Consider the following 12,578-nt stretch of genomic DNA (forward strand, 5'->3'; position numbering starts at 1 on the left):
CTGGCAGGCGGTGGATGCTCAATAATTGCGCAATTGAGAATGCATGGCAGTTGCCAATGAATCCTGTAGCTATTCACAACTCCAATATCCTCGCCATCGAGGATGATCCGGTGCTCGGTGCCTACCTGCACGAAGAACTGCAACGCGGGGGCTTTCAGGTGACCTGGTGCCGCAATGGCCTGGAGGGCCTGGAGACGGCAGGGCGTCAGGTGTTCGATGTGGTGCTGATGGACATCCTGTTGCCCGGGCTCAATGGCCTTGAGGCGCTGGCACAGTTGCGCAAGCGCAGCGCCACGCCAGTGATCCTGATGTCGGCGCTGGGGGCCGAGGCCGACCGTATCAGTGGTTTCCAGCGTGGGGCCGATGACTACCTGCCCAAACCGTTCAGCATGGCCGAGCTGCAGGTGCGCATCGAGGCCATCCTGCGTCGGGTGGCCCTTGAGCGGCGTCATCAGGCGCCGCAGGACCAGGCCGGCGGCGGTGAGCTGCAGTTCGACGAGGGTCTGTGCGATGTGCGGCTGGATGGCCGCCTGGCAGGCCTTACGCCCAGCGAGTTCCGCCTGCTCGACATCCTCAACCGTAACCTCGATGACGTTCTGAGCAAGCCATTCCTTTACCAGCAGGTGTTGCAACGCGGCTATTCGCGGCATGACCGCAGCCTGGACATGCATGTCAGCCAGATACGCCGCAAGCTCAAGGGCATCGGTTATGACGAGCGGCAGATCCGCACCGTGTGGGGCAAGGGCTACGTGCTCAGCGCCACCGAGGCGGAGTGAGCCATGCTCGACCGCCATTCGTTGTTCTGGAAGCTGGCCATCCTGCTGGTGGGCTTCTGCCTGCTGATGATTGGCCTCAGTTATACCTGGGGCCGGCACATGGAAATCCAGAACGCTTTCCTCTCTGAGCCGGCGCGGCAAACGCTGCGCGGCTATGCCGCCGAGGCCGAGCAAGCCTGGCGTAGCGGTGGGCGGGCGGGGCTGGACCAGTGGGTGGCGGCGATGCACCAGCGTGAAAGGGGCTGGGTGGGTGTGCTGGATATCAACCTGCGGCCCCTCGACAGTGCCACCCTCAACCCGCAGATCATGCAGCGGCTGACGCGCCTGCGCGGGGTCGATTGGCCTATGAGCCGTCGCAGCGTCGATCAGCCTTGGGTGCGTGTACCGTTCCCGTCGGCGCCGGAGCAGGGCATGCTGGTGATCGAACTGCCGCAGCGGTTCAATCCGGACCAGTACCGCTTGCTGTGGCGCATCGTCACCAACGGCATCATCCCCGGCCTGTTCACCTTGCTGCTGTGCGTGGGGCTGTACCGCATGTTGATCGTGCCCCTGAACCAGCTGCGCGAACAGGCCAATGCCTGGCGTGCCGACCAGCTGTCGGCACGCCTGGATTCGCGCACCATCGCCCGGCATGACGAGCTGGGCGAGCTGGCCCGCGCCTTCGACCAGATGGCCGAGCGGCTGCAGGGCACGGTGGCCATGCAGCAGCAGTTGTTGCGCGACTTGTCGCATGAAATGCGCACGCCGCTGAGCCGGCTGCGGGTGGCCTGTGACGGTGAAACCGACTTGCAACGCCTGCGCGAGCGCCTGACCCGTGAAGTGGACGGCATGCAGCAACTGGTAGAAGACACCCTGCAGTTGGCCTGGCAGGACGCCGAACGTGCGCCGATGAACCTGGAGCCGATCGAAGTCCATGCGTTGTGGGAGCTGCTGGCCGAAAATGCCAGCTACGAGAGCGGTTGGTCGCTTGAACGCTTGCGCTGTGAAGTGCCGGCCGACTGCTGGGTGCAGGGCAACCTCAACCACTTGGCCCAGGCACTGGAAAACATGTTGCGCAATGCCATTCGTCACTCGCCGGCCGAGGGTGTGGTGCGCCTGGGTGGGCAGCGCGAAGGCAGTTACTGGTGGTTGTGGCTGGAGGATGAAGGCGGTGGTGTGGCCGAAGAGGACCTGGAACGGATCTTTGCACCGTTCTCGCGGCTGGACGGTTCGCGGCCGGGGGATGGTGGTTTTGGCTTGGGCCTGAGCATTGCCCGCAGTGCCATCCAGCGCCAGGGCGGCACTTTGTGGGCGGAGAATGGCAAGCATGGGCTGCGGTTGTGCATGAGGTTGCCGTTACATGTGCCGGCCTCTTCGCGGGCACGCCCGCTCCCACAGGTACCGCATTTATCTTGAATACAGCGCGATCGCTGTGGGAGCGGGCATGCCCGCGAAGAGGCCGGCACAGGCTAACGTTATAGCTTGTAGCTATATCGACCACGGATTGCGTGATATGGCCGCGAAGGGTTTGCCGGTATGATAGGCGCCCCTGCCGTCCGGATTGTGAAATACGCCATGACCTTGCAGTACCCAACCATCGCCGATTGCGTCGGCAATACGCCACTGGTTCGCCTGCAGCGCATTGCTGGCGAAACCAGCAACACCCTCCTGCTCAAGCTCGAAGGTAACAATCCTGCCGGCTCGGTGAAGGACCGCCCTGCGTTGTCGATGATCACCCGCGCCGAGCTGCGTGGCCAGATCAAGCCCGGCGACACCTTGATCGAAGCCACCTCCGGCAACACCGGCATCGCCCTGGCGATGGCGGCGGCAATCAAGGGTTACAAGATGATCCTGATCATGCCCGACAACTCCACCGCCGAGCGTAAGGCCGCGATGACCGCCTACGGTGCCGAGCTGATTCTGGTGACCAAGGAAGAGGGCATGGAAGGTGCCCGCGACCTGGCCGAGAAGCTGCAGGCCGAAGGCCGCGGCCTGGTGCTCGACCAGTTCGCCAACGGCGACAACCCGATCGCCCACTACAACAGCACTGGCCCGGAAATCTGGCAGCAGACCCAAGGCACCATCACCCATTTCGTCAGCTCCATGGGCACCACCGGCACCATCATGGGCTGCTCGCAGTACCTCAAGGAGCAGAATCCTGCGGTGCAGATCATCGGCCTGCAACCCATGGAAGGCTCGGCCATTCCAGGCATTCGCCGCTGGCCCGAGGAATACCTGCCGAAAATTTTCGACGCCACTCGCGTAGACCGCGTGGTCGACATGTCGCAGCAGGAAGCCGAAGACACCACCCGCCGCCTTGCCCGTGAAGAGGGCATTTTCTGCGGCGTGTCTTCCGGTGGTGCGGTCGCAGCCATGCTGCGCCTGTCCCGCGAGGTGGAAAATGCCGTGATGGTCGCGATCATCTGCGACCGCGGCGACCGTTACCTGTCCACCGGCCTGTTCGACCCGAGCTAAATGTCCAAGAAAAAAAGCAACAGCGGCCTGCGCTTCCAGCCGGCCGGCGGCAACCGTAGCCCCCAGGTCCCCGTGGGCAAGAAGCAGCGCCTGGATATCGAGCGCCTGGCCGGTGACGGCCGTGGCATTGCCTTCCTTGACGGGCGCACCTGGTTCGTCAGTGGCGCCCTGGCCGGTGAGGCCGTGGAGGCGCGCGTGCTCAATGCCCGTGGCAAAGTGGTCGAGGCCCGCCTGGAGCGCCTGCTACAGGCCAGCCCCGAGCGCCGCGAGGCGCCGTGCCGCTATTACGACCGCTGCGGAGGCTGCAACCTGCAGCACCTGCCGCACGAAGCGCAGCTGGCGCTCAAACAGCGCACGCTGGCTGAACAGCTGCAGCGAGTGGCTGGCGTGCAGCCCGAGGAATGGGCCGCACCGCTGAGCGGGCCGGAATTTGGCTACCGACGCCGTGCCCGCGTGGCCGTGCGCTGGGACGTCAAGGCGCGTCAGCTGGAGGTCGGCTTCCGTGCCGAAGCCAGCCAGGCCATCATCGCCATCGACGATTGCGCGGTGCTGGTACAGCCTTTGCAATCGATTCTGCGCCACTTGCCGACGGTGCTGCGTTCGTTGAGCAAACCGCAGGCGCTGGGCCACGTGGAGCTGTTCAGTGGTACCGCCGAGGCGGTGCTGGTGCGGCATGTCGCGCCGCTGCCGGCAGAAGACCTGGCGAAACTGCAGGCGTTTTGCGAGCAGGCCAATGCCCAGCTGTGGTTGCAGGGTGAAGGTGAACCCGCGCCGGCGGACGCTGCCGCACAACTGGGCTTTGCCCTGGCACCGTGGCAGCTGGAGCTGGCCTGGCGCCCGGGCGACTTCGTACAGGTGAATGCCCAGGTCAACACGGCGATGATCGAGCAGGCCCTGGCCTGGCTCGCACCGCAGGCCGACGAACGTGTGCTGGACCTGTTCTGCGGCTTGGGCAACTTCGCCCTGCCGCTGGCCCGCCAGGCGCGCGAAGTGGTGGCTGTGGAAGGTGTACAGGCCATGGTCGATCGGGCCGCGGCCAATGCCCGAAACAACAATGTGCATAACGCACGGTTTTTTCAGGCCGATTTATCGCAGCCTTTGGCAGGCACCGGATGGGCCGCCGAGGGCTTTTCTGCGGTACTCTTGGATCCACCGCGCGACGGTGCTTTCGAGGTGGTGCAAGGCATCGCACGCCTCCAGGCCAAACGGCTGGTCTACGTATCGTGCAACCCGGCCACGCTGGCGCGAGACGCCCAGGTGCTGGTCGGCCAGGGGTACCGGTTAAAAAGGGCCGGGATTCTCGACATGTTTCCTCAAACGGCGCATGTCGAGGCCATGGCGTTATTCGAAGCGGGCTAGCAGACTGGCCCCTTGGTGCGGCTTCCATGGAATGGCAGCCGCACGGTGATCGCCAGCGCACCCGCGTGGTGCGCTGTATGGAAAGGTAAAACAAAGATGGTACAGGTGAGAGTGCACCAGCCGGTCAACACCGACGGCAGTATCAATCTCGAAGCATGGTTGGACCATGTGGTAAGCGTCGATTCGGCACTGGATCGCGCAGCGCTCAAAGAGGCCTGCGAGTTTGCCCATGAGGTCGAGAAAAAGGGCAACCCGGCCAAGCATTCCTGGGCGGACGGTACGTCCAGCTTCCAGGCGGGGCTGGAGATCGCCGAAATCCTCGCCGACCTCAAGCTCGACCAGGACTCCCTGGTGGCAGCGGTCATCTACCGCTCGGTGCGCGAAGGCAAGGTCACCCTGGCTGAAGTCAGCCAGCGTTTTGGCCCGGTGGTGTCGAAGCTGATCGACGGCGTGCTGCGCATGGCTGCCATCAGTGCCAGCCTCAGCCCACGGCAGTCGCTGGTGCTGGGCTCGCAGGCGCAGGTCGAGAACCTGCGCAAGATGCTCGTGGCCATGGTAGACGACGTGCGCGTGGCCCTGATCAAGCTGGCCGAGCGCACCTGCGCGATCCGTGCAGTCAAGGCTGCTGACGACGAGAAGCGCCTGCGTGTCGCGCGCGAGGTGTTCGACATCTATGCGCCGCTGGCGCACCGCCTGGGTATCGGCCACATCAAGTGGGAGCTGGAAGACCTGTCTTTCCGCTACCTCGAACCCGACCAGTACAAGCAGATCGCCAAACTGCTGCACGAGCGCCGGCTGGACCGCGAGCGCTTCATCAGCGACGTGATGAACCAGTTGCAGAACGAGCTGCTGGCCACGGGTGTGAAGGCCGATATCAGCGGTCGGGCGAAACACATCTATTCGATCTGGCGCAAGATGCAGCGCAAAGGCCTGGAATTCAGCCAGATCTACGACGTGCGTGCGGTGCGCGTGCTGGTGCCGGAAATCCGCGACTGCTACACCGCGCTGGGCATTGTGCACACGCTGTGGCGGCACATCCCCAAAGAGTTCGACGACTACATCGCCAACCCCAAGGAGAACGGCTATCGCTCGCTGCACACGGCGGTGATCGGCCCCGAGGGCAAGGTGCTGGAAGTGCAGATCCGTACCCACGGCATGCACGAAGAAGCCGAGCTCGGCGTATGCGCCCACTGGCGCTACAAGGGCACCGACGTCAAGCCGAGCTCCAACCACTACGAAGAGAAGATCTCCTGGCTGCGCCAGGTGCTGGAGTGGCACGAAGAGCTGGGCGACATCGGTGGCCTGGCCGAGCAACTGCGCGTCGACATCGAGCCGGACCGGGTTTACGTGTTCACCCCGGACGGCCATGCCATCGACCTGCCCAAGGGTGCCACGCCGCTGGACTTCGCCTACCGCGTGCATACCGAGATCGGCCACAACTGCCGTGGCGCCAAGATCAACGGCCGTATCGTGCCGCTGAACTACAGCCTGCAGACCGGCGAGCAGGTCGAGATCATCACCAGCAAGCACGGTAACCCCAGCCGCGACTGGTTGAACTCCAACCTGGGCTATGTCACCACCTCGCGGGCGCGGGCCAAGATCGTGCACTGGTTCAAGCTGCAGGCGCGCGACCAGAACGTCGCCGCTGGCAAGACCTTGCTCGAACGTGAACTCAGCCGCCTGGGCCTGCCGCAGGTCGACTTCGAGCGCCTGGCCGAGAAAACCAACGTCAAGACCGCCGAGGACATGTTCGCCTCGCTGGGGGCGGGCGACCTGCGCCTGGCCCATCTGGTCAATGCTGCCCAGCAGTTGCTGGAACCCGAGCGTATCGAGCAGATCGAGCTGGTGCCGCGCAAGCCTACCGGCCCGCGTACTGGCAAGCGTGGCGATATCCAGATCCAGGGGGTCGGCAACCTGCTGACGCAGATGGCCGGCTGCTGCCAGCCGCTGCCGGGCGATGCCATTGTCGGCTACATCACTCAAGGCCGTGGCGTGAGCATCCACCGCCAGGACTGCGCCTCGGTGCTGCAGCTGGCGGGCAAGGAGCCGGAGCGCATGATCCAGGTGAGCTGGGGGCCGATCCCGGTGCAGACCTACCCGGTCGATATCGTCATTCGTGCCTACGACCGCCCGGGCCTGCTGCGCGATGTTTCGCAGGTGCTGCTGAACGAGAAAATCAACGTGCTGGCGGTGAATACCCGCTCGAACAAGGAAGACAACACCGCGCTGATGTCGCTGACCATCGAGATTCCGGGCCTGGACGCGCTGGGGCGCCTGCTGGGGCGGATCTCGCAGTTGCCGAACATCATCGAGACGCGGCGTAATCGTACCCCTTGAGACTGCGGCGCCTGCTTCGCGGGTAAACCCGCTCCTACCCTTGTAGGAGCGGGCTTGCCCGCGAAGAGGGCTCCACCGAAGGACCTGCCTACATGACCTACACCCTCGAAGACCTGCTGCACCTCATGGCCCGCCTGCGCGACCCGCAGTACGGTTGCCCATGGGACCTCAAGCAGAACTACGCGAGCATCGTCTCGCACACCATCGAAGAGGCCTACGAAGTCGCCGACACCATCGAGCGCGGTGATTTCGAGCACCTGCAAGGTGAGCTGGGCGACTTGCTGTTCCAGGTGGTCTACTACAGCCAGCTGGCCCAGGAGGAGGGGCGTTTCGAGTTCGATGGCGTGGTCGACAGCATCACCCGCAAGCTGATTCGTCGCCACCCGCATGTATTCCCTACCGGCGAGCTTTATGCGCCGCTGGATACCCCCAGCCTGAGCGAGGCCCAGGTCAAGTCGCGTTGGGAGGAGATCAAGGCCGAGGAGCGCGCCGAGAAAAGCACGCCCGAGCAATTGTCGCTGCTCGATGACGTGCCGTCAGCCTTGCCGGCCCTGTCACGGGCAGCCAAACTGCAAAAGCGCGCGGCCACGGTCGGTTTCGACTGGCCGTCGGCATTGCCGGTGCTGGACAAGGTGCGCGAAGAACTGGACGAGGTGTTGCAGGCCATGGCCGACGGCGATGCCGATGCCCTCGAAGATGAAGTGGGCGACCTGCTGTTCGCCACCGTCAACCTGGCCCGCCACCTCAAGCATGACCCGGAAAACGCCCTGCGCCGCGCCAACCGCAAGTTCGAGCGACGTTTCCGTTTTATCGAACAGGCATTGCGCGACAGTGGTCGCCCCATTGAAGATTGTAACCTTGACGAACTGGACGCCCTTTGGGGTGAGGCCAAGCGTCAGGAAAAGAACCTGCCCAGCTGCGGCTGAGCTGTTGCATAAGTGAGTGAACATTCATGAGCCTTTCCCTTCGCGACCAATTGCTCAAAGCCGGTCTGGTCAACCAGAAACAGGTCTCGCAGACCAACAAAGCTGAAAAGAAACAGAAGCGCATGGAGCACAAAGGCCAGGTCGAAGTCGACGACAGCCAGCAGCGCATGGCCAAGGAAGCCATGGCCGAAAAGGTCAAGCGTGACCAGGAGCTGAATCGCCAGCAGCAGGAAAAGGCCGAGCAGAAGGCCCGTGCCGCCCAGATCAAGCAACTGATCGAAGCCACGCGCCTGCCCAAGCTGAGCACCGAGGATTACTACAACTTCGTCGATGACAAGAAGGTCAAGCGCATTGCCGTCAATGCCTTGATGCGTACCAAGCTGAGTAACGGCGCGTTGGCCGTGGTTTCTCATGCCGGTGGCTACGAGGTTATCCCTCGCGAAGCGGCAGTGAAGATCCAGGAGCGCGACCCTGGCCGTATCCTGCTGCTCAATACCCATGTCGAGGAAGCGGACGAAGATGACCCGTACGCCGCCTACAAGATCCCTGATGATCTGATGTGGTAAACACGAAAAACCCCGCTTTGGCGGGGTTTTTTATTTGAAGGCTGGGTCATTGCGTGGTGCGCTGGTTTTCCAGGTCTTCCAGCTCTACGCGGTACTGGTGTGCTTCGTGTTCATTGTGGAACATCCCCACCAGTTGACCTTGTTGGTGCACATCCCAGATCCGCATGCCGGCGGCCAGGCTTTCGTGGGACATTTTCGATTCGTCGCGTTCGGTTACTTGGACAGTCATCGGTAAACTCCACTTCTTCAGTTGGCTGCGACAGTGTGTTGCACACCCTCTTTATAGAGTTTGTTAGCAGACTAAGTAAATAAAACGGGCATGAAACAAGTTTCATGAAGGCCAGTACCTTTGCACAAGGGCATAAAAAAGCCCCGCACTGGGCGGGGCTTGGGGTGTTGCAGGCAGTGCTGGATCAGTTGCCTTTCACCGGCTTGCCATCGACCGTGCCATCCTGCAGCACGATCACGTACTCCTTGCCATCGGTCTCTACCTGGCGCAGTTGCACCAGCAGGTAGTCCCAGTTCTTGGCGAACCACAGTTCGGTGATGCGCTTGCTCTGGCTTGGGTCGCGCACGCGCTCGACCTTCACCGCATCGACCTGGCCGGTCTTGGTGGTGACTTTTTCGGTGCCGAGTACGCGGAAGTCGTAGGTGTCGATCTCGTCACCATCAACCACCTGGTAGGTCATGCTCTTCTTGCCGGCGGCCACGTCATGCTGCAGGGCCAACTGGTAGGACGACTTGTCCAGCACGCCACGGTTCAGCGGCAGGCTGACGGCATCGCCACGGTCGCTGCCGGTGACTTTCTTGCCAGTCCAGTCGAAGTTCAGGTCGACCTTCTTGGCCTTGCCCAGGCCGCCGCGCTCGAAGTGATACTTCTGCGGCAGCAGGGTGTCGTTTTCCATGCGCAGGGTGCTTTGCTCGGTCAGGCTGGCGATCATCATGGAGGCCTTGAAGTTAAGGTCCCAGGTACCATTGGCATTCTTGACCAGGCTGCGCTCGGCGGTGCCGCTCATGGGCAGCTGCTTCCAGTCGGCGGTGTAGCTGGCCGAGAAAGGCTTCAGATCAGCTGCCTGGAGGGGCAGGGCGAGCACGGCGAGAGCCAAAAGCAGGGCACGACGCATAAATTCTCCTAGGATCGAATCAAGTGACCGCTGGCCGCCAGGGGCTGGCCATCCAGTAATGCACCCTGTTCGCCAAGGCGCAAGCGCCCTTCAGCGAACCAGCGCACCGCCAGCGGGTAGATCAGGTGTTCCTGACGGTGTACCCGTTGGGCCAGGCTTTCGACGGTGTCGTCAGACGCCACCGGTACCACAGCCTGTACGACCAGTGGGCCGCCATCGAGTTCCTCAGTCACGAAGTGTACGCTGCAGCCGTGCTCGGCGTCGCCTGCCTCCAGTGCCCGGCGGTGGGTATGCAGGCCCTTGTACTTGGGCAGCAGCGACGGGTGGATGTTGAGCAGGCGGCCCTGGTAGTGGCGCACGAAGTCGCCACTGAGAATGCGCATGAAGCCGGCCAGCACCACCAGGTCTGGCGCAAAACCGTCGATGCGCGCAACCAGCGCGGCATCGAAGGCTTCACGGCCGTCGAACCGGGTGTGGTCGAGCACCACGCTGTCGATACCGGCCGCCGCGGCACGTTGCAGGCCGTAGGCATCGGCGCGGTTGGAAACCACCGCGCGGATGCGCACCGGGCTGTCCTGGCCTTGGCAGCTGTCGATCAGGGCTTGCAGGTTGCTGCCGGAACCCGACAGCAGTACCACTACATTGCAGGTCTTGCTCGGCATCAGTGTGCCTTGAGGTTCTGCAGCTCGACCTGGGCGGCGCCTTCGGCGGCTTCGGCGATGTGGCCGATGACCCACGGCTGCTCACCGGCGGCGCGCAGTTCGTTCAGGGCAGCTTCGACCTGGTCCTGGGCCACGCAGATGACCATGCCCACGCCGCAGTTCAGTACACGGTGCATTTCGTGCTCGTCGACGTTGCCTTTTTCCTGCAGGAAGTCGAACACCGCCGGACGCTGCCAGCTGGCCACGTCAACCACGGCCTGGGCGTTTTTCGGCAGTACGCGCGGGATGTTGTCCAGCAGGCCGCCACCGGTGATGTGGGCCATGGCCTTGACGGCGCCGGTGTTCTTGATCAGTTGCAGCAGCGGCTTGACGTAGATGCGGGTCGGCGCCATCAGCAGGTCGGTCAGCGGCTTGCCGTCCAGCTGGGTGTTCTCGATGTCGGTAGCAGACACTTCGAGGATTTTGCGGATCAGCGAGTAGCCGTTGGAGTGCGGGCCCGAGGACGGCAGGGCGATCAGCGCGTCACCAGTGGCAACCTTGGAGCCGTCGATGATTTCGGCTTTTTCCACCACGCCGACGCAGAAGCCGGCCAGGTCGTAGTCTTCACCTTCGTACATGCCAGGCATTTCGGCGGTTTCACCACCGACCAGCGAGCAGCCGGCCAGTTCGCAACCGGCGCCGATGCCGGTGACCACGGTGGCGGCCACGTCAACGTTCAGCTTGCCGGTGGCGTAGTAATCGAGGAAGAACAGTGGCTCGGCGCCGCATACCACCAGGTCGTTCACGCACATGGCGACCAGGTCCTGGCCGATGCTGTCGTGCTTGTTCAGGTTCAGCGCCAGGCGCAGCTTGGTGCCGACGCCGTCGGTGCCGGAGACCAGCACCGGCTGCTTGTAGCCGGCCGGGATCTCGCAGAGGGCGCCGAAGCCGCCCAGGCCACCCATGACTTCAGGGCGTGCGGTGCGTTTTGCCACGCCCTTGATGCGTTCGACCAGTGCTTCGCCGGCGTCGATGTCTACACCGGCGTCCTTGTAGCTCAGGGAGGGTTGCTTGCTCATTGATCCAGGCCTTTAGGAGGGAGGGATTCTTAAAAACGACCATGGCGGCCAAGTCCGGCGGGTAAGCGGCGGCTGCCTGAAACGTCAGTGGTCTGTGAAGGCGCGCGATTTTATCAGGGTTGCCGGGCAGCGGCCATCCTCAGGCCGACGGGCAGGGCGGTAAATTGTTGAAAAAGGGCTGAGGGTGGTTGATGCGGTTGCATGTGTATAAGCTGCAAGTAGCGAGCTTCATGCTCGACTGGACAGGAATCCTCCATGCGTTTGTTCAATATTCTGGCGGTCGGCGGCCTGGCCCTGATATCGGTTGCAGCCCAGGCTGAAAATGTCGCCGGCCTGTATCAGGTGCGCGAGCCAATGGTCGGGCAGGGCGCCGAAGCCCGTACTGCCGCTACTGCCAAAGCCCTCGACACCTTGGTGCTGCGCCTGACCGGCGACCCCAAGGCAGCGCAAAGCCCGGCACTTGCCGAGTTGCGCAAGGACCCGCAGCAAATCATCAACCAGGTTGGCAGCGAGGCCGGCCCGCCCGAGTCGGTGGTGGTCGAGTTCGACCCCGGTAGCACCGAACGGGCCTTGCGCAAGGCCGGCCTGGCGCTGTGGGGCAGCAATCGGCCTTCGATTCTTGGCTGGTGGCTGAATGACAGTGCCGAGGGCAGCAGCCTGGTCGGTGACGGCCAGGCCAGCGCCCAGCCCCTGCGCCGTGCCGCCCAGCACCGTGGCCTGCCGTTGCGCTTGCCGCTGGCCGACTTGCAGGAGCAACTGGTAGCCAATGCCAAGCAGATCGAAGCCAGCGACCCGGCACCTTTGCGTGAGGCCGCCGAGCGCTATGGCGCCGATGCCTTGCTGGCGGTGCATGCACAGGAAGCCGACGGCAAATGGCAGGGCAAATGGCAGCTGTGGCTGGGCGACCAGCGTGAGCAAGGCACGGCCGAAGGGGGCGACCCGGCTGCCCTGGCTGACGCGGTCATGTTGGCGGTCAGCAGTCGCCTGGCGCCGCGTTATGTCACCCGTCCGGGTGCCAGCAGCCAGATGCAGGTACAAGTGCAGGGGATGAGCTTGCAGCGCTATGCCGAGCTTGCCCGTGTGCTTGAGCCCTATGGCCCACGCCTGCAAATGGCTGAAGGCACCACGCTGACCTATGGTGTGACCGGCAACCGCGAACAGCTGCGTGCCCAACTCGGCCTGGCCAAGTTGCAGGAGCTGCCCGCAGAGCAGGTGCCGGTAGCGCCCGCCACGCCAGCACCGGCAGCCGGTGAGCAACCTGCGCCGGCCCAACCCGCACCCAAGCCGTTCGACGGCCTGCGTTTTCGCTGGTAAGG

12 protein-coding genes are annotated in these 12,578 nt (G+C 63.5%); 8 read left to right on the forward strand and 4 right to left on the reverse strand.

What is annotated here, in order from left to right; translation table 11 throughout:
* Positions 1-56 precede the first annotated feature (56 nt).
* The 7 genes from A0O30_RS06265 to A0O30_RS06300 all read left to right on the forward strand — a co-directional run bounded on the left by A0O30_RS06265 (position 57) and on the right by A0O30_RS06300 (position 8,418).
* The gene (locus A0O30_RS06265; protein WP_105945915.1) at positions 57-776 is read left to right on the forward strand and encodes a response regulator transcription factor; all 720 of its coding nucleotides are present in this window, start codon (positions 57-59) and stop codon (positions 774-776) included.
* A gap of 3 nt (positions 777-779) precedes the next feature.
* A complete protein-coding gene (locus A0O30_RS06270; protein WP_105945916.1) occupies positions 780-2,171 on the forward strand; it encodes a sensor histidine kinase in 1,392 nt (463 codons plus the stop codon).
* 159 nt (positions 2,172-2,330) lie between these two features.
* Entirely contained in the window at positions 2,331-3,230 is a 900-nt protein-coding gene (gene cysM, locus A0O30_RS06280; protein ID WP_025754883.1) for a cysteine synthase CysM, read from the forward strand.
* Entirely contained in the window at positions 3,231-4,589 is a 1,359-nt protein-coding gene (gene rlmD / locus A0O30_RS06285) for a 23S rRNA (uracil(1939)-C(5))-methyltransferase RlmD (RefSeq protein ID WP_105945917.1), read from the forward strand.
* A 96-nt stretch (positions 4,590-4,685) separates the two neighbouring features.
* Complete coding sequence (gene relA / locus A0O30_RS06290) at positions 4,686-6,926, forward strand: GTP diphosphokinase (RefSeq protein WP_016715458.1); 2,241 nt, start codon at positions 4,686-4,688, stop codon at positions 6,924-6,926.
* 92 nt (positions 6,927-7,018) lie between these two features.
* Positions 7,019-7,852, forward strand: a complete 834-nt coding sequence (gene mazG, locus A0O30_RS06295; RefSeq protein ID WP_105945918.1) for a nucleoside triphosphate pyrophosphohydrolase — start codon at positions 7,019-7,021, stop codon at positions 7,850-7,852.
* A 26-nt stretch (positions 7,853-7,878) separates the two neighbouring features.
* On the forward strand, positions 7,879-8,418 hold the full coding sequence (locus A0O30_RS06300; protein WP_016715460.1) for a DUF2058 domain-containing protein: 540 nt from the start codon (positions 7,879-7,881) through the stop codon (positions 8,416-8,418).
* A gap of 46 nt (positions 8,419-8,464) precedes the next feature.
* Here A0O30_RS06300 and A0O30_RS06305 read toward each other — a convergent pair whose 3' ends face one another.
* The 4 genes from A0O30_RS06305 to purM all read right to left on the reverse strand — a co-directional run bounded on the left by A0O30_RS06305 (position 8,465) and on the right by purM (position 11,262).
* Positions 8,465-8,647, reverse strand: a complete 183-nt coding sequence (locus tag A0O30_RS06305) for a hypothetical protein (RefSeq protein WP_016715461.1) — start codon at positions 8,645-8,647, stop codon at positions 8,465-8,467.
* A gap of 184 nt (positions 8,648-8,831) precedes the next feature.
* Positions 8,832-9,542: a DUF3108 domain-containing protein gene (locus A0O30_RS06310; protein WP_016715462.1), complete on the reverse strand. Its 711-nt coding sequence runs from the start codon at positions 9,540-9,542 to the stop codon at positions 8,832-8,834.
* Positions 9,543-9,550: 8 nt separating this feature from the next.
* Positions 9,551-10,204, reverse strand: coding sequence for a phosphoribosylglycinamide formyltransferase (gene purN, locus A0O30_RS06315; protein WP_105945919.1), 654 nt, complete (start codon positions 10,202-10,204; stop codon positions 9,551-9,553).
* The gene (purM, locus tag A0O30_RS06320; protein WP_003252437.1) at positions 10,204-11,262 is read right to left on the reverse strand and encodes a phosphoribosylformylglycinamidine cyclo-ligase; all 1,059 of its coding nucleotides are present in this window, start codon (positions 11,260-11,262) and stop codon (positions 10,204-10,206) included. The genes purN and purM overlap by 1 nt, the downstream gene beginning before the upstream one ends.
* A gap of 255 nt (positions 11,263-11,517) precedes the next feature.
* Here purM and A0O30_RS06325 point away from each other — a divergent pair, with 255 nt between their 5' ends.
* A complete protein-coding gene (locus tag A0O30_RS06325; RefSeq protein ID WP_105945920.1) occupies positions 11,518-12,576 on the forward strand; it encodes a DUF2066 domain-containing protein in 1,059 nt (352 codons plus the stop codon).
* The last annotated feature ends 2 nt before the right edge of the window (positions 12,577-12,578 follow it).

Origin of the sequence: Pseudomonas sp. LLC-1 (genome assembly GCF_002992185.1) — a bacterium.
GTDB classification, from domain to species: Bacteria; Pseudomonadota; Gammaproteobacteria; order Pseudomonadales; family Pseudomonadaceae; genus Aquipseudomonas; species Aquipseudomonas monteilii.

Bases quoted from the DNA above. Each gene is read 5' to 3' on its own strand.
- purM (WP_003252437.1), bottom strand. From the start codon at position 11,262: ATGAGCAAGCAACCCTCCCTGAGCTACAAGGACGCCGGTGTAGACATC.
- A0O30_RS06310 (WP_016715462.1), bottom strand. From the start codon at position 9,542: ATGCGTCGTGCCCTGCTTTTGGCTCTCGCCGTGCTCGCCCTGCCCCTC.
- A0O30_RS06270 (WP_105945916.1), top strand. From the start codon at position 780: ATGCTCGACCGCCATTCGTTGTTCTGGAAGCTGGCCATCCTGCTGGTG.
- rlmD (WP_105945917.1), top strand. From the start codon at position 3,231: ATGTCCAAGAAAAAAAGCAACAGCGGCCTGCGCTTCCAGCCGGCCGGC.
- cysM (WP_025754883.1), top strand. From the start codon at position 2,331: ATGACCTTGCAGTACCCAACCATCGCCGATTGCGTCGGCAATACGCCA.
- mazG (WP_105945918.1), top strand. From the start codon at position 7,019: ATGACCTACACCCTCGAAGACCTGCTGCACCTCATGGCCCGCCTGCGC.
- A0O30_RS06305 (WP_016715461.1), bottom strand. From the start codon at position 8,647: ATGACTGTCCAAGTAACCGAACGCGACGAATCGAAAATGTCCCACGAA.
- A0O30_RS06300 (WP_016715460.1), top strand. From the start codon at position 7,879: ATGAGCCTTTCCCTTCGCGACCAATTGCTCAAAGCCGGTCTGGTCAAC.
- A0O30_RS06325 (WP_105945920.1), top strand. From the start codon at position 11,518: ATGCGTTTGTTCAATATTCTGGCGGTCGGCGGCCTGGCCCTGATATCG.
- purN (WP_105945919.1), bottom strand. From the start codon at position 10,204: ATGCCGAGCAAGACCTGCAATGTAGTGGTACTGCTGTCGGGTTCCGGC.
- A0O30_RS06265 (WP_105945915.1), top strand. From the start codon at position 57: ATGAATCCTGTAGCTATTCACAACTCCAATATCCTCGCCATCGAGGAT.
- relA (WP_016715458.1), top strand. From the start codon at position 4,686: ATGGTACAGGTGAGAGTGCACCAGCCGGTCAACACCGACGGCAGTATC.